Origin of the sequence: Micrococcus sp. SL257 (genome assembly GCF_026625585.1) — a bacterium.
In the GTDB taxonomy this organism is placed as follows: domain Bacteria; phylum Actinomycetota; class Actinomycetes; order Actinomycetales; family Micrococcaceae; genus Micrococcus; species Micrococcus luteus.
This window is the reverse complement of the sequence record NZ_CP113053.1, coordinates 1,191,930-1,210,595: the sequence shown is the minus strand read 5'-3', so window position 1 is coordinate 1,210,595 and position 18,666 is coordinate 1,191,930. Positions and strand designations below refer to the sequence as shown.

Genomic DNA, 18,666 nt, shown 5'->3' with positions numbered 1-18,666 from the left:
CGAGTCCTCCTAGGTGATCAGGGTCTGCGCATCGGGCAGCATCCCACCGTACCAATCCTCGATGAGCGCCCGCGCGATGGACACGGCCCCGGGCAGGGTGACGTCGCCCTCGCGGGCCAGATGCGCGAGCTCCTTCCGCTCGAACCAGCGCACGGAGAGGATCTCCTCGCCGTCCGGAACCGGCTCGACGCCGGCCGGGGCCAGGGCGGTGAACCCGAGCATGAGCGAGCGCGGGAACGGCCACGGCTGGGAGCCGCGGTAGCGCGGGTGCGTCACCGTGATCCCGGACTCCTCCGCGATCTCCCGGACCACCGCGTGCTCCAGGGACTCCCCCGGCTCCACGAACCCGGCCAGGCAGGAGTACAGCCCCTCGGGCCACGCCGCGTTGCGGCCCAACAGGATCCGCCCGGCCGGGTCGGTGACGGCCACGATCACCGCCGGGTCCGTGCGCGGGAACTGCTCCCGGGAGCAGTCGCGGCAGCGACGCACCCAGCCGGCCGCCTCGACGTCCGTGACGCCGCCGCAGAACGCGCAGAAGCGGTGGGTGGCGTGCCAGTTGGCGTTCGCGACGGCGGCCACGAACAGCCCGGTGTCCGCGTCGCTGAGGGCGGCGGCCGCATCGCGGAGGCCGACCCACACGGCGTCGGCGAGCGCGGCGGCCGCGTCCTCGGGCAGGGCCGCCGGCGGCTCGACGGCGACGGAGACCACCTCGCGCTCCCGCCCGTGCGGGCCCCGGTCCGCCGCGGTGCCGCGGCCCAGATACGCGGCCTCGGCCGGCACGGGACCGGAGGGCGCGGTGAAGACGAGCCGGCCGTCCGCGACCGGTGCGCGGCCGCCCTGCAGCCACAGGACCTCCGTCCCCTCGCGCGCCCAGGACGCCGCCAGGTGGCCCGGGTCGAGGCGGGCCACGGCACCGCGGTCCAGCTCCTCGCGGGCCAGCGGCAGGGCCAGGGGTGGTGCGGCGGTGGGGTCGGACGACGACGGGGGGCAGGAGGCCATGCGTCCAGGCTAGCGACCCGTCTCCGGTGCGCCCGACGACGGGGGAGGGCGTTCCGCGCCTAGGTGTTGTGGGTCATGAGGTTCTTGACATGGGTACCGGGCTGAGATGAGACGAGTGGGCCTCTCCCGCAGGATGGAAGTTCCTACACCACCGACCTGCCCGAGAAGACCCACTCATGACTCACGCTAACGCACCCCTGACCCCCACTGGCCGACTCAGGATGGTCCACCGCCACCTGCACGACGGGATCCCGCAGGCACACGTGGCAGCCGAGTTCCGGGTGAGCCGGCCCACGGTGGCCACCTGGGTCGCCCGCTACCGCGCCCAGGGAGAAGCCGGCCTTCAGGACCTGCCCAGCCGGCCGCACCGTTCACCTGCCCAGCTCGATCCGGTCTTGGTCGCCCAGATCCACGCCCTGCGGCGGGAGCGCAAGTGGTCCGCACGGCGCATCCATCACCACCTCGTCTCCGAGGGCCACCGGGTGTGTCTTCGTACCGTGGGACGGTGGCTGCACCGACTCGGGATCTCCCGCCTACGGGACCTGACCCCGGCCGGAGAAGACCTGCGCCAACGACCCCAGAAGATCACCGCGAGAGGGCCGGGGCACATGGTGCACCTGGATGTGAAGAAGATCGGGAAGATCCCTGACGGGGGCGGCTGGCGCACCCACGGACGTGACAGTGAAGCAGGCCGTGCTTCCAAGCGCGGGCCTGGCCGGCGGGTCGGCTACACCTATCTGCACTCGGCGATCGACGGGTACACCCGCCTGGCCTACACCGAGGCGTTGGAGGACGAGCGGACGGTGACCACGATCGGGTTCTTCTGCCGGGCGAGGGCGTTCTTCGCCGCCCACGGCATCACCGTGGACCGGGTGATCACGGACAACGGGAACAACTATCGGGCTGCGGACTTCACCGCGAAGGTGGTCTCGCTCGGGGGCCGGCACCACCGGATCCGCCCCTACACCCCGCGCCATAACGGGAAGGTCGAGCGGTACAACCGGCTGATGGTCGATGAGGTCCTCTACGCCCGCCCCTACACCTCAGAGCAAGCTCGGCGTGAGGCCCTGCAGGTGTGGGTGAACCACTACAACTACCATCGGCCTCATACCTCCTGCGGAGACGCTCCTCCGGCCTCACTGGCACCGACCCGAGTCAACAACGTCATGCCCTCCTACACCTAGGCTGGAGGGGTGGATCGTCAGCCCCTTCGTCTCGCAGCCCTGGCCGCCGCGGCCGTCCCCGGCCTCGCCCCCGTCTCCGCGGAGGCGAGCCCGGACGACCCCGCGGACTTCTCGACCGCCGTCGTCGTGGACGGTGAGGGCCAGCGGTGGCGGGTCCGCTCGCCCCGCACCCCGGAGGCGGGCATCCGTCTCGAGACGGAGCTGCAGGTGCTGGCGGGCCTGACCCCGGCGGTGCGCGCCGGCCTGCCGTTCCGCACGCCCTCCGTGGCGGGCGCGGTGCGGCTCGAGGGGCTGCGCACCTTCGTCTATCAGGACATGCCCGGGCGTCCCGTCACCCTGGATGAGCTGGCCCGGCTCGGCGAGCCCGCGGTGCAGGACGTGGGCCGTGTGCTGGCCGCGATCCACACGCTGCCCTCGGATGTCGTGGACCACGCGGACCTGCCCTCCTACACGGCGGAGCAGATCCGGCAGCGTCACCTCCACGCCCTCGACCAGGCGGCCACCTCCGGCCGCGTGCCGCCCCTGCTGCTGCGCCGCTGGGAGGAGGCCATGGAGGAGGAGGCCCTGTGGCGGTTCACCCCGGTGCCTGTGCACGGTGACCTGCACGAGGACAACCTGCTCCTCGAGCGCGGCCGCGTGGTGGGCGTGACGGGCTGGACGGACCTGCACGTGGGCGACCCGGCCGGCGACGTCGCCTGGCTGGCCGCCGCCACGGACCCGGACCTGGCCGACCGCGTCCTCGACGCCTACGCGGCCCGGCGGGCCGACGCGGGGGCCGCCGACGACGGCGACGCCCACCTGATGCGCCGTGCGGCGCTGCTCGCCGAGTTCGCCCTCGCCCAGTGGCTCACGCGGGGCCTGGACCGGCACGACGCGGGGATGGTCGCCGAGGCGGAGGCCATGCTGGCCGAGCTCGAGGGCGACGTGCGCGCCGCGCAGGAGGCGGCCGCGCGCCAGGCGGAGGCCGACGCGGCCGCCGACGCCGCCGAGGACGCCCGGGATGCGGCGGAGGACGCCCGGGAGGCCGCGGCCGCGAGGACCGCGGACCCGGAGACGGGCCCGCTGCCCGCCGTCGAGGTGGTGCGGCCGATCAACGGCGGGCCAGGGCGTCCGTGATGTGACGCTCGAGCTCCTCCTCCCCCGGCAGGTCCGGGAAGGAGCGCTCCTGCCCGTGGGCCACGTACACGAAGCTGGCCCCGATCCGTTCCAGCGGGATCCCGTGCAGCCGTGACCAGGCGAGCCGGTAGACGGCCAGCTGCAGCGACTTGAGCTCGAGGTCGCGGCCCCGCGGCACGGCGCCGGTCTTCCAGTCGACGAGCTCCCAGTCGGCCTCGGGGTCGAAGGGCAGGCGGGGGTCGCCGCCGGAGCGGTAGATCGCGTCGACCCGGCCCCGCAGTGTGATCCCGCCGACCGTCGTCTCGACCGGGGCCTCGACGAAGGCCGGGGTGCGCTCCGCCCAGCGCGAGGAGCGGAACCACTCCTGCATCGGGCCGAGGTCGAGGGCCTCGTCGACCCACAGGTCCGCGGCGTCCTCGGCCGAGTCGATGTCCAGCATGCCGGTGGCCCCGAAGCGCTCCTCGAGCCACGCGTGGAACGCCGTGCCGCGCCGCGCCGCGTGCGCGGGCGGCCGGGGCAGGGGCCGGCGCAGCTGCTCGGCCACGGCCTGCGGGTCGGCGGCGAGCTCGCCGTAGAGGGACACGGAGACGTGCTCGGGCAGGGCGGTCTCCCCGCCCGTCCCGGCGACGTCCCGGCGGCGCAGCAGCACCCAGTCCACCTGGCGGGCCAGCTCCGGGTCGTCCCCGAGCGCCGCCGGGTCCGCGGCGTGCACGGCCGCGGCGGCCGCCTCCACCCCGTGCCGGCGGGCCCGGGAGCGGCGCGGCAGCGGCTGCCAGCGTTCCTCGTCCTCGGGGTCCTCCGGGTCGGCGACGAAGGCCTCCGGGCCGTCGAGCGGGTCGAAGGGCCAGCGGGCGACCAGCGTCCGGCCCGCGGCGGGGTTGGCCTCGGGCAGGTCGTCCTCGGCCGGGGCGGGGCCGAGCGCGACGCCGGGCACCTCCCCCGCCAGACCGGCCACCTCCTCGAGGAAGGCCGAGGCCGGCAGGGGCTCCTTGTTGACTCCCTTGAACAGGGAGGTGCTCAGCCACAGGGCGGATCGCGCGCGCGTGTACGCGACGTAGGCCAGGCGCCGCTCCTCGCGCTCGGCGTGGGCGGCCACGGCCACGGCATAGGGGTCCGGGTTGCCCTCCTGGGCCGCCTTCGAGCTGTATCCGGTGCCGGCCGACTGGACCCAGTCCCGCTGGTCCTGCGCCCACGAGCCGTCCCACTGCGGCAGCGACGCGCGGTCCCCGCGCAGGGGCCACGGCAGCGCGCCGGCCCGGGGGCTGGTCCAGCGGTCCGCCCGCGTGGAGGGGAACGTGCCCTCCTGCAGGCCGGGGACCGCGACGACGTCCCACTCGAGCCCCTTCGAGGCGTGCGCGGTGAGCACCTGGACCAGGCCGGGGGTGGGCTCGGCGTTCTCGACGCCGAGGCCGTCCTCGTGCTCGAGGACGGACTCCGTCCAGGCCAGGAACGCCGTCAGGTCCGTCGCCGTGGTGCCGGCGCCGAAGTCGCGGGCCGCGTCCTGGAACGCGTTCAGGTGCCGCCGGGCCGCGGCCGCGGAGACGCCGGGCCGCAGGGCCACCTCGACGTCCAGCCCCGTCTCACGGATCACCTCCGCGATGAGGTCGGCCGGGTCCTCCCCGGTGCGCGTGGAGAGCCGGCGCAGCTCGGCGTTGACGGCCCTCAGTCGGGCCAGGCCCTCGGGTGAGAAGCCGCGGCCGCGCGAGCCGACCCAGTCCGTCCCCTCCCCGGGCAGGGAGTCGAGGGCCTCCAGCAGGGCGGCGGCGTCGGCGTCCTCCTCGGGGCTCACGTCCCGGGCCGGGTCCGGGGCGTCCCCGGCGGGGTCCTCCCGCCCACCGCCGGCCCGCCGGGCCCGCAGCCGCGAGACGAACCGGGCGCGCTCCTGCAGCACCTCGAGGTCGGCCACGCCGATGCGCCAGCGCGGGCCGGTGAGCAGGCGGACGAGCTGGTCGCTGCGCGTGGGGTCGGCCAGCACGTGGAGGACGGCGAGCACCTCGGCGACCTCCGGCAGCGCCAGCAGCCCGGAGAGCCCGAGCACCTCGTAGGGCAGGCCGGCGGCGTCGAGCGCGTCCAGCACGGGGCCGAACTGGGCGCGGGTGCGGCACAGGACGGCGCGGCTCGGGGTGGCCCCCCCGGGCCCGGACCCGGTGAGGGCGCCGAGGCGGGCGACGACGTCGGCGGCCTCCTCCTCCGCGGTGACGAACCGGTCCACCCGGACGACGCCCTCCCCCGCGCCCGGCCGGGGCCGCAGGGTGCGCACCTCCACCGGCGCGCCGCCCGTCGCGGCGGCGTGGGCGTTCAGCGGTGCGGCGACGGCGTTGGCGACCGCCAGGATCGACTCCTCGTTGCGCCACGCGATCGTCAGGTGCGAGACGTCCGCGTTCACGCGCCGCGGGGCGCCGCCGGGGCCGGTCTCCAGTCGGGGGAAGGCGTGCGGGAAGGCGAAGAGCTGCCCGGCGGAGGCGCCGCGGAAGCCGTAGATCGACTGGTGGGGGTCACCCACCGCGGTGACGCAGTGCCCCAACCCGGGCGCGTCGTCCTCGGGGCCGCGCGGGCCGAACAGCCCGGCGAAGATCCGCATCTGGGCGTGGGAGGTGTCCTGGAATTCGTCCAGCAGCACCACGGGGAACCGCGCGCGCTCCTGCTCGCCGGCCGCCGGCACCTCGACGGCGATGCGCGCCGCGTGGCGCAGCAGGTCGCCGAAGTCCATCACGTCCTGCTCGCGCTTGACCTCGTCGTAGCGGGCCACGAGGTCCGCCATGAGGGCGCGGTCCGCCAGGCTGGTCAGGAACTCCTGGATCTCCTTCGAGGGGGTCTTGGCGCGCGGGGGCAGCGGCAGGGCGCTCCCCTGCTCGGCCAGCCGGGCGAGGAACTCGCGCACCTCGTCCGCACTCACCAGGTGCTCGGCCATGTCCCCGGCCAGCCGCAACGCCTGCGTGATGAGCCGGGACGGGGCCACGCCGAGGGTGTCCGCGACCACCGGATGCGAACGCACGACGGCGCCCATGAGCCGGTGGGCGTCCGCGCCTCCGAGCAGCCGCGCCTCCGGTTCCACGCCGATCCGCAGGCCGTGGTCCCTGACGAGCGCGCCGGCGTAGGAGTGGTACGTGGACACCGAGGCGCGGCCCAGGTCCTCGGGCTCCCCGTCGAAGCCGGGGATCTCGAGGCCGGAGCGCAGCAGGGCGTCCACGCGCCCGTTGATCCGCTCGGCGAGCTCACCGGACGCCTTCCGGGTGAACGTGACGCCGAGGACCTCGTCCGGGCGCACGAGACCGTTGGCCACGAGCCAGACCACGCGGTCGGCCATGGTGGCGGTCTTGCCGGAGCCGGCGCCGGCCAGCACCAGGCGCGGAGTGAGCGGGGCGGTGACCACCTCGGCCTGCTCCTCCGTGGGCGGGGGCAGCCGCAGCCGCGCCGCGATGTCCTCCGGCGAGTGGACCGCGTCCTCGACGCGCGGACGATCGGTCTGGGCGGCGGGATCGCCGGTCAGCGGGGCCATTCGGTGACCTGCCTTCCTTCGGAGCAGAGCGGACAGACGGAGGGCAGCGCGCACCGGCGGGCGCCGGCCTCGTGGAGGGCGAGGAAGCGCGGCCCCGTGGTGCGGCGGGCCGCCGTGAACACCTGCTCGAGCGCCCAGGTGTCCTCGTCCTCGAGGGCCGGCTGGTCCTGCACCTTGGTCTTCTGGGTGCCGGCGCCGAGCTGGACGAGGGCCGCGCCGGCCGGCGTCGTGGGCCGCTCCAGCCCGGCGAGCGCGGCGCGCAGGGCGGGGTCGGTGGCGGGGTCGTCCCGGACCTGCTCCAGACCACCGGCGCGGACAGCCACCTGGTAGGCGGCCAGCTGGGGCTGGCGCGCCATCTCCGCACCGGTGGGCGCGCTGCGGCCGGTCTTGAGGTCGGCGATGAAGGGTCGGCCCTGCGCGTCCGCCTCGAGCCGGTCCACGACGCCGGTGATCCGGACGGTGGTCCCGCCCCAGGTCAGGTCCGCGAGGAGCCGCACCTCCTGGGCCACGGGCCGACGCCCGGCCGCCCGGGCGATGCTCCAGTAGCCGATGTAGGCGTCCACCAGGCCGCGGGCCCGGTCGTGCTCGATCTCCGTGATCCAGCCCTCCGGCAGGCCGAGTTCGGGCAGGCGGCGCTCCAGTTCGGCACGCACGTCCTCGGGCATGCCCTCGGGATGGTGCTCGGCCACCGAGTGCACGAGCGTGCCCACGGACTGGGCGAGGGTTCCGCCCGCGTTCGCGCCGACGTGGTACAGCACCCAGTCCAGCGGATTGCGCAGGGCCGTCTCCACGCGGGAGGGCGAGAGCGCGACGACCTCGTGCTTCGGGTCGACGAGCGCAGCCTCGGTGGACAGCGGCAGCAGGCCCCACCAGCGTCGGGGGTCCGCGACGGTCACGCCGTCCTCGGCGAGGGCCGCCAGGCCGGCGGCCGCCGCCGCCCGGGGTGTCGCCCCGTCGGCCGCGTCCGCCTCGTCCCCGGCCTCCAGGACGCGGCGCAGCCGGCCGACGAGCGCGGGCGCCGTGATCGGGTCGGGGACCGCGGTGAGCCGCCGGACGCCGGCGGCGTCGCGCGCCTCGGCGGGCAGCCGTTCGGGCGGGTCCACCAGGTCGAGGAAGTCGGAGGGGCCCTCATCCGGCGAGCGCACGGCCGTGGCGACCACCTGGCGCCGTGCCCGGGAGACGGCGGCCGCGAGCATGCGCAGCTCGTCCTGGCGGACCTCGCGCAGCCGGGTGCGGTGGTCCGTGGGCCACGGGGCGTCCGCGGGCAGGGTCACGAGGTCCACGAGGTCGGTGGCGCCGAGCAGCTGGCCGCGCAACCGGGTGTTCGGCCACACGCCCTCCTGCAGGCCCACGACGATCACCGTGTCCCACTCCTGGCCGGCCGCCGCGGCGGGGGTGCGCACGTGCACGGCGTCGCCGGACTCGGCCCGGCGGGCCAGGGTGTCCACGGGCAGGTCCTGGGACTCCATGTAGACGGCGAACGACTCGGGCGAGGCGCCCGGGAACTGGTCCACGAAGCGCTCGGCCACCTTGAACAGGGCGACGACGGCGTCGAGATCCGCGTCCGCACGGCGGGACTCGCGGCGGTCGTTCGCGTGCTCGGCGGGCCGCAGCGCGAGCGAACGCCACCGCTCGGCCCGACCGGAGGCGGACCACAGCGCCCACAGCACGGTCTCGGGCGAGGCCGAGGGGGCGCGGGCGGCCTCCAGGCCGTCCCGGAGCATCCAGTGGACGCGGCGCAGGGCGCGGTGCCGCTCGTGCTCGGGGCCGGCCAGGCTCGGGTCCAGGAGGGCCGCGGCGAGCAGCGCGTCCGAGGTGCGCCGGCCGCCCCGGCCCCGCTCGGCGGCCAGCAGGTCCTGGCGCAGCCGCCGCACGTGCAGCGCGCTGGCCATCCCGTACCGGCCGGTGAGCAGTCCCACGACCTCGTCCGGGTCGAGCACGTCCTCGACCCGGGCCTCCGGATCCTCCGCGAGCGCCCCCGCCGCGTCCAGCAGGGTGAGCAGGGGCGCGACGGCGGGCTCCTCCTTCAGCACGAGCCCGGCGGCGTCGCGCAGCACGGGGACGCCCTCGGCCTCCAGGTGGCGGGCGAGCGCGGCCACACGGGAGCCGGAGCGGGCGACCACGAGGATCCGGTCCAGGGGCACCCCGTCCTCGTGGTGGACCCGCAGCACCCGTTCGAGGACGAGCTGGTCCTCGTGGGCGCGGGTGGGCACGACGTGCGCGCGGACGGCGCCGTCACCGTCCGCCGGGACGGTCTCGGTCCGGGTCCGTTCGACGCCGGCGGTGCGCTGGCGGACCCGGCGGGCCACGCGCAGGTAGGCGTCCTGGACCTCGGCGCGCATGCGGTGCCCGCGCGTCAGCACCCGGACGCGCCCGTCCGGGGACGCGGGCGGGGCGGCCCCCGGCACGGGATCGGGGTCGAGGACCCCGGGGTACCGGGCGAGGAGGTCGGGCCGGGCGCCGCGGAAGCCCTCCACGGTGGTGTCCGGCGACGCGGTGAGCAGCACGTCCCGCCCGCGTCCGAGCACGGTGAGCAGGTCGTGCACGGCGGGGGTGGCCTCGTGGAGGTCCTCGACCACGAGCACGGCCAGGCGGTCCCGCTCCGCCGCCACGAACGCCTGCGCCGCGGCGTCGCGCTCCGGGTCCTCGGGATGCCGCTCGGTGAGCACGCGGACGGCGGCGGACAGCAGCCCGGCGGCGTCGAACGCCTCGGCCATGCCCAGGTCGATCCGGTCCCGGTAGTCCTGCAGCAGCACGGCCGCGGCCTCCCACTCGGGGCGCCCGTGGGCGGTGCCGAGCTCCTGCAGGCGGCCCGGCTCGAGGCCCAGCTCGCTCATGCGGTCCACGAGCTCGCGGACCTCGCGGCGGAATCCCCGCGCCTCCACGGCGGGGGCGACGTCGGCCGGCCAGTCCGGCGCGGCGGCGAGGCCGGCGGCGTAGCCCTCGAGCAGCTCGGCGATGACCGTGTCCTGCTCGGCACCGGTGAGCAGCCGGGGGGCGACCTCCAGATGCCTCAGCGGTCCCGTGACGCGGGCGCGGCGCAGCAGGTCGAACGCGTAGGAGGACCAGGTCCGCACGGGAGTGACGGCGCGGGTGCCTCGACCGGCGGCGGCGAGCCGGCGGGTCAGGGCGTCGCGCAGCCGCGCCGCCGCGTCCCGGCTCGGGGCCAGCAGCAGGAGGGACTCGGGGTCCAGCCCCTCCTCGATCCGGCGGGCCGCGTACTCGACCGCCACGGTGGTGCGCCCCGTGCCGGGGGCGCCCAGCACGAGCACGGCGCCGTGCCCGGGGGCGAGCGAGGCGATCGCCTCCTGCTCGTCCGTGAGCGTGATCCGGTCCTCGGGCGCGGCGGCCGTGCGCACCAGCCGGGCGGCCCGTTCCGGCGCCGCCGCGTCGTCGTCGAAGGGGTCCTCCCCGTGTTCCCTGGTCATGGCCTCATCCTCGCACCGGGCCCGGACACGATACGGTCGGCGATCGCACGGATCGCCCGCGCGGCGCCGTCGTCGGGCTCCCAGCGGGCCCGGCGCAGGTCCACGCGCCCGGCCGGGGTGCGGGGCGTGGCCTCCCGTTCGTGCTCGACGGCGGCCCGCGCGGCCAGCTCCGGAGGCAGCGAGCCGTCGGCCCGGACCACGCGCCACCACGGCGTGCCGGGGCTCGATTCGGCCATCGCCCGGCCGGCGTGCCGCGGACCGCCGACCCCCAGCAGGCCGGCCAGCCCCCCGTAGCTGACGGCGCGTCCGGGCGGGACCAGACGGGCGAGCGCCTCGAGCCCCTCGCCGAGGGTGAGCGGTCCGTCGTCGCGGTGGCGAGCGCCGGGGAGCACAGGGTGATCGGTCACGACCCCATCCTGTCGTGTCCGCCGGTCCGGGTAGCGTGAGGCGCGTGACTTGGCATGAGAGCATCCGCGCCGGCTTCGACCTCGAGACCACCGGACGTGATCCGCGCACCGCGCTGATCGTGACCGCCACCCTGGTGATGGTGGACGAGCACGGCCGCGCCGCGTCGTCGGCCGAGTGGCTCGTGGACCCGGGCGTGCCCATCCCCGCCGAGGCGGCCGAGGTCCACGGCGTCACCACGGAGCGGGCGCAGGCGGAGGGCATGCCCGCCGCGCAGGGCGTCGCGGAGATCACCGAGACCCTGCGGGACCTGTTCGCCGCGGGCATCCCCGTGGTGGCCTTCAACGGCGTGTACGACTTCACGGTGATGGACCGGGAGGCGCGCCGCCACGGGCTGACGCCGCTCGAGGCCCGCCCCGTGATCGACCCGTTCGTGCTGGACAAGCAGGTGGACCGGTTCCGCAAGGGCAAGCGCACGCTCTCCGCGGTGTCCGAGCACTACGGGGTGACCCTGGAGAACGCGCACACCTCCGCGGCGGACGCCCTCGCCGCCGTCCAGGTGGCCGACGCCCTGGCCGCCCGGTACGAGCAGCTGCGCGTGGCGCCGACGGACCTGCACGAGCGGCAGGTCCGCTGGAAGGCCGAGCAGGCGGAGAGCTTCGAGCAGTACCTGCGACGCAAGGACCCGCAGGCCACCGTCTCGCGCCACTGGCCGGTCGAGGCCGAGCGCTGAGCGCCCGGCCCCGACCCGCACCCGGGTCTCAGCCCTGGGGCGTCGCCGCCGCGGCCGCTTTCGCCGCGGCCGGCAGCGCGTCGAGCACCCGGGTGACCGCCGCGTCGTCGTGGGCGGCGGAGACGAACCAGGCCTCGAACACGGACGGCGGCAGGTACACGCCGGAGGCCAGCATCGACTGGAAGAACGGGGCGTAGCGGAAGACCTCCTGGCCCTGGGCGTCCCGGTAGTCCCGCACGCCGGTGCCGGAGGTGCCGAACGCCAGGGAGAACAGGGTGCCGGCCCGCTGGATCGAGTGGTCCACGCCCTCGGCGTCGAGCGCGGCCACGAGGCCCTCGCGCACGGCGTCCGAGGCGCGCGTCACGGCCGCGTAGACGGCCTCGTCGGCGCGGGAGAGCGTGGCGTGGCCGGCGGCCATGGCCACCGGATTCCCGGAGAGGGTGCCGGCCTGGTACACGGGGCCGAGCGGGGCCAGGTGGTCCATGATCTCGGCGGAGCCGCCCAGGGCGGCCGCGGGCATGCCGCCGCCGATCACCTTGCCGAAGCACCAGATGTCCGGGGTCCAGCCCTCGGGCTGTCCGGACAGGCCCCAGCCGCCCGTGGCGGTGGCGCGGAAGCCGGTGAGCACCTCGTCCCAGATCAGCAGCGCGCCGTGGCGGCGGGTGATCTCGCGCAGGAACGCGTTGAAGCCCTCGGCGGGCTCCACGACGCCCATGTTGCAGGGCACGGCCTCCGTGATGAGCGCGGCGATGCGCTCACCGTGCTCGGCGAACACGGCCTCGACGGCGGCGCGGTCGTTGTAGTCCACCACGAGGGTCTCGGAGGCGGCGGCCTCGGTGACGCCCGCGGAGCCGGGCAGGGCGGCGGTCGCCACGCCCGAGCCGGCCGCGGCCAGCAGGCCGTCCGAGTGGCCGTGGTAGCAGCCGGCGAACTTCACGATCAGGTTGCGGCCGGTCACGCCGCGGGCCAGGCGCAGGGCCGTCATGGTGGCCTCGGTGCCGGTGGACACGAAGCGCACGCGCTCGACCGGGACCTTGGAGGCGATCAGCTCGGCCAGCGCGGTCTCCTCCAGCGTGGAGGTGCCGAAGCCGAGGCCGCGGTCCACGGCGGCGTGCACGGCCTCGACGACCTCGGGGTGCTGGTGGCCCAGCAGCATGGGGCCCCACGAGCAGACCAGGTCCACGTACTCGTTGCCCTCGACGTCGGTCAGGTACGGGCCGCGTGCGCCGGCCATGAACCGGGGCGTGCCGCCCACCGAGCCGAAGGCGCGCACGGGTGAGTCGACGCCGCCGGGGATGACGGCCTGGGCCGCGGCGAAGGCGGCGGCGTTGGTGGTCGGCTGGGACGCGGTCACAGGGACCCCTCCTTCATCCAGCGGCCGAGCTCGGCCGCCCAGTAGGTGAGCACGGAGTCGGCGCCGGCGCGCCGGATGGAGAGCACGGACTCGACGATCGAGGCCTTCCGGTCGATCCAGCCGTGCGCGGCGGCGGCCTCGATCATCGCGTACTCCCCCGAGATCTGGTACGCGGAGACGGGCACGTCCGCCATGTCCGCCACGTCGCGCACGATGTCCAGGTAGCTCATCGCGGGCTTGACCATCACCATGTCCGCGCCCTCCTCGAGGTCGAGGGCGACCTCGAGCAGGGCCTCGCTCCGGTTGGCGGCGTCCATCTGGTAGGTCTTGCGGTCGCCCGTGAGCTGGGAGTCGACGGCGTCGCGGAACGGCCCGTAGAACGCCGAGGAGTACTTCGCGGCGTAGGCGAGGATCGCGGTCTCGTGGTGGCCGGCGCCCTCGAGGGCCTCCCGGATCACGCGGACCTGGCCGTCCATCATCCCGGAGGGGCCGAGCACGTCCGCACCGGCCTCGGCCTGCGCGATGCCCATCCGGGCGTAGATCTCCAGCGTCGCGTCGTTGTCCACGGCGCCCTCGGCGGTGAGCACGCCGCAGTGGCCGTGGTCGGTGAACTCGTCCAGGCACAGGTCGGACATCACGACGAGCCCGTCCCCCACCTCCGTCTTCACGTCCCGGATGGCCCGGTTCAGGACGCCGTCCGGGTCCAGGGCGGCGCTGCCGACGGCGTCGCGCGTGGTCGGCACGCCGAACAGCATGATGCCGCCCAGGCCCAGCTCGGCGGCCTCGGCCCCGGCGGCCTTGAGCGAGTCCGCGGTGTGCTGCACGACGCCCGGCATCGAGGCGATCGGCACGGGCTCGGCGGCGCCCTCCTTGATGAAGGCCGGCAGGATCAGCTCGGCGGGGTGCAGGCGCGTCTCGGCGACGAGGCGGCGCATCGCGGCGGACCGGCGCAGACGCCGGGGACGGTGCAGCGGGAAGGACATGACGGGGTCACACGCTCCTGGTTCGGGGACCCGTCCAGTCTAGGTGTTGTGGGTCATGAGGTTCTTGACATGGGTACCGGGCTGAGATGAGACGAGTGGGCCTCTCCCGCAGGATGGAAGTTCCTACACCACCCACCTGCCCGAAAAGACCCACTCATGACTCACGCTAACGCACCCCTGACCCCCACTGGCCGACTCAGGATGGTCCACCGCCACCTGCACGACGGCATCCCGCAAGCCCATGTCGCCGCCGAGTTCCGGGTGAGCCGGCCCACGGTGGCCACCTGGGTGGCCCGCTACCGCGCCCAGGGAGAAGCCGGCCTTCAGGACCTGCCCAGCCGGCCGCACCGTTCACCTGCCCAGCTCGATCCCGAGGTGGTGGCTCAGATCCAGACCCTGCGTCGCAGGGAGAAGTGGTCGGCCCGCCGGATCCATCACCACCTCGTCTCCGAGGGCCACCGGGTGTGTCTTCGTACCGTGGGACGGTGGCTGCACCGGGCCGGGCTCTCCCGGTTACGGGACCTGACCCCGGCCGGGGAAGACCTGCGCCAACGACCCCAGAAGATCACCGCGAGAGGGCCGGGGCACATGGTGCACCTGGACGTGAAGAAGATCGGGAAGATCCCTGACGGGGGCGGCTGGCGCACCCACGGACGTGAAAGTGAAGCAGGCCGTGCTTCCAAGCGTGGTGCAGGCCGGCGGGTCGGGTACACCTATCTGCACTCGGCGATCGACGGGTACACCCGCCTGGCCTACACCGAGGCGTTGGAGGACGAGCGGGCGGCCACGACCGTGAGCTTCTACTGCCGGGCGCGGGCGTTCTTCGCCGCCCACGGCATCACCGTGGACCGGGTGATCACGGACAACGGAAACAACTACCGGGCTGCGGACTTCACCGCCAAGGTGGTCTCGCTCGGGGGCCGGCATCACCGGATCCGGCCCTACACCCCGCGCCATAACGGGAAGGTGGAGAGGTACAACCGGCTGATGGTCGATGAGGTCATCTACGCCCGCCCCTACACCTCAGAGCAAGCTCGGCGTGAGGCCCTGGCCGTGTGGGTGAACCACTACAACTACCATCGGCCTCACACCTCCTGCGGGAACGCCCCGCCAACCTCGTTGGCACCGGCCCGAGTCAACAACGTCATGCCCTCCTACATCTAGGCGCGGAGGCTGACCGCGCGCCGGGTACAGTCATGGCGCCCCGTCCGCCGTCGAGAGGCCCGTGATGCCCCCGCGCCTGCGCCCCGGTCAGACCCTGCTGCTGGCCTCGCTCGTCTTCGGCCTGTTCTTCGGCGCGGGCAACCTGATCTTCCCCGCCGGCCTGGGCCGGGATGCGGGCGCCGCGGTCACGCCGGCCACGCTCGGCTTCCTCGTCACGGCGGTGGGGCTGCCGGTCCTGGGCATCGTCGCCTCGGCGGTGACGGGGGCGCGCTCGGTCCGTGAGATGACGGCGCCCGTCTCCTGGCGCTTCGCCGTGGCGTTCACGTGCCTGCTGTACCTGACGATCGGCCCCCTCTTCGCCATCCCCCGCACCGCCACGGTGTCCTATGAGATCGGTGTCGCGCCCCTGGCGGGCGACGGCGGCCTGCGGCTGCTCGGCTTCACGGCGGCGTTCTTCGCGGTCGCCGCGATCGCGGCGTTCCGTCCGGGCCGGCTCATGGAGTGGGTGGGGCGGTACCTGACCCCGGCGTTCCTGGTCCTGCTCGGCGCCCTGGTGGCGGCCGCCGTCGTGGCCCCGATGAGCACGGGCGCCCTGCCCTCGCCGACCCCCGCCTACGCCGACGGGGCGCTCGTGCGGGGCCTGCTGGACGGCTACGCCACGATGGACGCGCTCGCCTCGCTCGCCTTCGCGGTCGTGATCGTCGACGCCGCCCGGCGCCTGGGCGTGACGGGCCCGCGCCGCATGGCGGTGGAGCTGGGCAAGGCGGGGCTGCTCGGCGGCGCGGCGATGACGGTGGTCTACGCCTCGCTGGCGTACGTCGGCGCCACGAGCCACGGCGCGTTCGCGCAGGCCACGAACGGCGGCGACGTCCTCGCCCGCAGCGCGAGCCACTTCTTCGGCACGGCGGGCGTGTACCTCATCGCGGCCATCGTCTTCGTCGCGTGCCTGAAGACCTGCATCGGACTGATCGTGGCGTGCGCCGAGATGTTCGCGGAGATGTTCCCCGGGTCCTACCGGCTGTGGGCGGGCCTCTTCCTCGTGGTGTCCTTCGCGCTCGCCAACCTGGGCCTGGAGGCGATCATCGCCTGGTCCGTCCCGGTGCTGATGTTCCTCTACCCGATCGCCGTCGTCGTCATCCTGCTCGGCCTCGCCTGGGCCTGGGTGCGGGACCGCCCGGCGGTGGCCCGCTGGGTGGTCGCCTGCACGGGGCTCGCCGCCTTCTTCGACCTGCTGGGGGCCCTGCCGGAGGCACTCGCGACGACGCCGCCCGTCACCGCCCTGACGGGCCTGGCCGGCCGGGTGCTGCCCGGCTACGCGGTCGGCTTCGGCTGGGTGGTCCCGGCGCTCGTCGGGCTGGTCGTCGGCACAGTGGCCGCCGCCTCGCGGCCCCGCCCGCGCCGGGGCGAGCGGGAGGCGATCCCAGTCACCGCCGGCCACGGGCGCACCGCCGCCGACTAGGGTGGGACACATGCCCGAACCCACCCCCGCATCCCTGCGCATCGCCGTACTGATGGACAGCGACAACGTCTCCCCCAAGTTCGCCCCCCTGATCCTCGAGGAGCTCGCCACCTACGGCACCCCCACGATCAAGCGCGCGTACGGCGACTGGACCACGACCAACCTCAACGGCTGGAAGAAGGCGCTGAACCACCACGCGATCCAGCCGGTCCAGCAGTTCGCCTACACCGTGGGCAAGAACTCCTCGGACTCCGCGCTCATCATCGACGCGATGGACCTGCTCTGGATGGGCAACGTGGACGCGTTCGCCCTCGTCTCCTCCGACTCCGACTTCACGCGCCTGGCCACCCGCCTGCGCGAGGGCGGCAAGCGCGTGATCGGCCTGGGCGCCCGCAAGACCCCCGCCTCCCTGCGCAACGCCGTGGACCAGTTCATCTACCTCGAGCTGCTCGGCACCGCCACGGACCACGACGTCGACGACGACGAGACCGGCGAGGACGCCCCCGCCAAGGAGGAGAACGCCAAGGCGTCCGAGAGCTCCGGCCGCTCGGGGTCCCGCCGCGGCGGTCGAGGCCGCGGTCGCGGGGCAAAGACCACCGACGCCACCGACACCCCCGAGGCCACCGACACCCCCGAGGCCACGGACGCGGATGCCGAGGCCCCCGCCGCCGACGAGGCGCCCGCCGGGGACGCCGCCGCCGGCAAGGACGGGAAGGCCGCGGAGGCGAAGTCCGGGGCCGGCCGTCGGGGCCACCGTGCGTCGTCGTCGGACGTCACCGAGGACCCGACCCCGCCCGAGGTGCCGGTCGAGGCCGAGCCCGAGCACGACGAGGCCGACGCCGCCCCGCGCATCGACCTGCAGGCCGCGCTCACCAAGGCCGTCAACGCCACGAGCACCGACGACGGCTGGGCCACGCTGTCCCTGATCGGCCAGCACCTGAGCCGCACCCACGTGGACTTCGACCCGCGCGACTTCGGGCACTCCAAGCTCTCCACCCTCGTGGAGGACCAGCCGTACCTGCGCACCCGCACCGAGGGCCGCACCATGGAGGTCTCGCTGGTCCGCCGCCGCAGCCGCCGCGCCGAGGGCTGAGCGGCACGGCCCGTCGTCCCCCGCGGCCGGCGGGCCGGTCCACCGGCCGTTCACCCGCCGGCCACCCGCCCACCACGCCCGCCCGGTAGGCTCCCCGCCATGGGGAACACTCTGGGCTTCCTGCGCGGCGTCGACCGCCTGCACGCCTTCTACACGGAGAACGTGCGCATGCTCGCGCACGCGTACGACCTGACGGACGAGGAGGCCTCGGAGCTGCTCGCCAACACGGGCTTCACCAACGTCTCGGTCGCCATCCTGCGCGGCCCGCGGGTGGACATCATGGCCGCCGCCACCGGCGTGCCGCAGGACGAGAAGCACGACGCCGGCCCGGCGCCGTCGGAGGACGACGCGCCCGACCCGGACGGCGACCGCCCCGACTGAGCCTCGCCCCGAGTGCGGACGGGCGGCTCAGGCCGCAGCGCGCAGCACGGCCAGCACTCCGGCCGCGTCCGGCGTGGGGGCCGTCCCGAGCAGGGGCAGACCCCGCCGCGCGCACGTGTCCCGGGTCGGCGCGCCGATCGCCACGAGCCGCACCCGCTCCCCCACCAGCGGCGTCAGACCCGCGGCCACGAACTCCTCCGCCGCGGACGAGCTGGTGAGCACCACGGCGGTCCCCGCCGCGACCTCGGCCAGCCGCGCGGGCGTCACGACGTCCCCCCGACCCTCGTCCGCCGCCCCGTCGAGCAGTCGCCTGCCGGCCTGCGCCGGATACGGCACCGTCCGGTAGGCGAGCCCGGTCCGCACGTCCCAGCCCGCCGCGCGCAGGCCGTCGGCGAGGCGGGGCCGGGCCCGATCGGACTGGGGCAGCCACGCGCGGGCGCCGCGGGGATGCAGGGCGGCGAGTCCGGCGATCAGGCCCTCGGCGGAGCGGTCCTCGGGCGGCAGCCACGGCGCCTCGTCGCAGCCCGCCTCGGTCAGCACCCGTGCCGTGCCCGGTCCGGTGACCGCGATCCGCGCGCCCGCCGGGACATGGCCGTCCCAGCCGACGGCCCTGAGCGCCCGTACGGTGTTGGGGCTCGTCACCACGAGCCAGCGGGGCCCGTCCGAGCGCACCGGCCCGACCGCATCGCCGTCAGCACCCGCCCAGTCCGCGAGCAGCGCGCGCAGCGGGCCGTCGTCGTCGGGCAGCGCGAAGTCGGTCAGCGGCAGGAAGCCGACCCGCAGCCGCCGCCCCGCCACCTCGGCGCCGGCGAGACCGGCCTCCAGGTCGCCGGCCTGGGCCTGCTGGCGGGTGAGCAGGACGCGCATC

The 18,666-nt window shown here is 75.3% G+C and carries 14 protein-coding genes; 7 read left to right on the top strand and 7 right to left on the bottom strand.

The window, feature by feature from the left end:
• Window positions 1-9: 9 nt before the first annotated feature.
• Entirely contained in the window at window positions 10-999 is a 990-nt protein-coding gene (nudC, locus tag OVA32_RS05715; RefSeq protein ID WP_144786564.1) for an NAD(+) diphosphatase, read from the bottom strand.
• Between the two features lie 176 nt (window positions 1,000-1,175).
• Here nudC and OVA32_RS05710 point away from each other — a divergent pair, with 176 nt between their 5' ends.
• Window positions 1,176-2,183 (top strand): IS481 family transposase, encoded by a 1,008-nt coding sequence (locus tag OVA32_RS05710; RefSeq protein WP_267715745.1) that lies wholly within the window; start codon window positions 1,176-1,178, stop codon window positions 2,181-2,183.
• A 9-nt stretch (window positions 2,184-2,192) separates the two neighbouring features.
• On the top strand, window positions 2,193-3,299 hold the full coding sequence (locus OVA32_RS05705; RefSeq protein ID WP_036314344.1) for a phosphotransferase: 1,107 nt from the start codon (window positions 2,193-2,195) through the stop codon (window positions 3,297-3,299).
• Here OVA32_RS05705 and OVA32_RS05700 read toward each other — a convergent pair.
• From OVA32_RS05700 to OVA32_RS05690, 3 genes are read right to left on the bottom strand one after another with little or no spacing between them, the layout of a single operon-like run.
• Window positions 3,274-6,798, bottom strand: coding sequence for an ATP-dependent helicase (locus OVA32_RS05700; protein WP_095353691.1), 3,525 nt, complete (start codon window positions 6,796-6,798; stop codon window positions 3,274-3,276). The genes OVA32_RS05705 and OVA32_RS05700 overlap by 26 nt on opposite strands.
• Window positions 6,786-10,226, bottom strand: a complete 3,441-nt coding sequence (locus OVA32_RS05695) for an ATP-dependent helicase (RefSeq protein WP_144786705.1) — start codon at window positions 10,224-10,226, stop codon at window positions 6,786-6,788. The genes OVA32_RS05700 and OVA32_RS05695 overlap by 13 nt, the downstream gene beginning before the upstream one ends.
• Window positions 10,223-10,633 carry an MGMT family protein gene (locus tag OVA32_RS05690; RefSeq protein WP_098092311.1) on the bottom strand — a complete coding sequence of 137 codons (411 nt, stop codon included), beginning with the start codon at window positions 10,631-10,633 and terminating at the stop codon, window positions 10,223-10,225. Before OVA32_RS05690 ends, OVA32_RS05695 begins: the two co-directional genes overlap by 4 nt.
• Window positions 10,634-10,677: 44 nt before the next feature.
• On the opposite strand from OVA32_RS05690, the gene OVA32_RS05685 reads away from it, so the two are divergent.
• On the top strand, window positions 10,678-11,364 hold the full coding sequence (locus OVA32_RS05685) for a 3'-5' exonuclease (protein ID WP_036381094.1): 687 nt from the start codon (window positions 10,678-10,680) through the stop codon (window positions 11,362-11,364).
• A 28-nt stretch (window positions 11,365-11,392) separates the two neighbouring features.
• On the opposite strand, the gene hemL is transcribed toward OVA32_RS05685, so the two are convergent.
• On the bottom strand, window positions 11,393-12,718 hold the full coding sequence (gene hemL / locus OVA32_RS05680; RefSeq protein ID WP_036381097.1) for a glutamate-1-semialdehyde 2,1-aminomutase: 1,326 nt from the start codon (window positions 12,716-12,718) through the stop codon (window positions 11,393-11,395).
• Entirely contained in the window at window positions 12,715-13,701 is a 987-nt protein-coding gene (gene hemB / locus OVA32_RS05675; RefSeq protein WP_144786707.1) for a porphobilinogen synthase, read from the bottom strand. The genes hemL and hemB overlap by 4 nt, the downstream gene beginning before the upstream one ends.
• Before the next feature lie 156 nt (window positions 13,702-13,857).
• Between hemB and OVA32_RS05670 the strand changes: the two genes are divergently transcribed.
• The 4 genes from OVA32_RS05670 to OVA32_RS05655 all read left to right on the top strand — a co-directional run bounded on the left by OVA32_RS05670 (window position 13,858) and on the right by OVA32_RS05655 (window position 17,798).
• Window positions 13,858-14,865, top strand: coding sequence for an IS481 family transposase (locus tag OVA32_RS05670; protein ID WP_135019486.1), 1,008 nt, complete (start codon window positions 13,858-13,860; stop codon window positions 14,863-14,865).
• Window positions 14,866-14,929: 64 nt separating this feature from the next.
• The gene (brnQ, locus tag OVA32_RS05665; protein ID WP_267715733.1) at window positions 14,930-16,324 is read left to right on the top strand and encodes a branched-chain amino acid transport system II carrier protein; all 1,395 of its coding nucleotides are present in this window, start codon (window positions 14,930-14,932) and stop codon (window positions 16,322-16,324) included.
• Window positions 16,325-16,334: 10 nt separating this feature from the next.
• Window positions 16,335-17,417, top strand: a complete 1,083-nt coding sequence (locus OVA32_RS05660) for an NYN domain-containing protein (RefSeq protein ID WP_267715730.1) — start codon at window positions 16,335-16,337, stop codon at window positions 17,415-17,417.
• Between the two features lie 99 nt (window positions 17,418-17,516).
• A complete protein-coding gene (locus OVA32_RS05655) occupies window positions 17,517-17,798 on the top strand; it encodes a hypothetical protein (protein ID WP_049147275.1) in 282 nt (93 codons plus the stop codon).
• A 27-nt stretch (window positions 17,799-17,825) separates the two neighbouring features.
• On the opposite strand, the gene OVA32_RS05650 is transcribed toward OVA32_RS05655, so the two are convergent.
• Entirely contained in the window at window positions 17,826-18,665 is an 840-nt protein-coding gene (locus OVA32_RS05650; RefSeq protein ID WP_267715727.1) for a uroporphyrinogen-III synthase, read from the bottom strand.
• Window position 18,666: the final 1 nt, after the last annotated feature.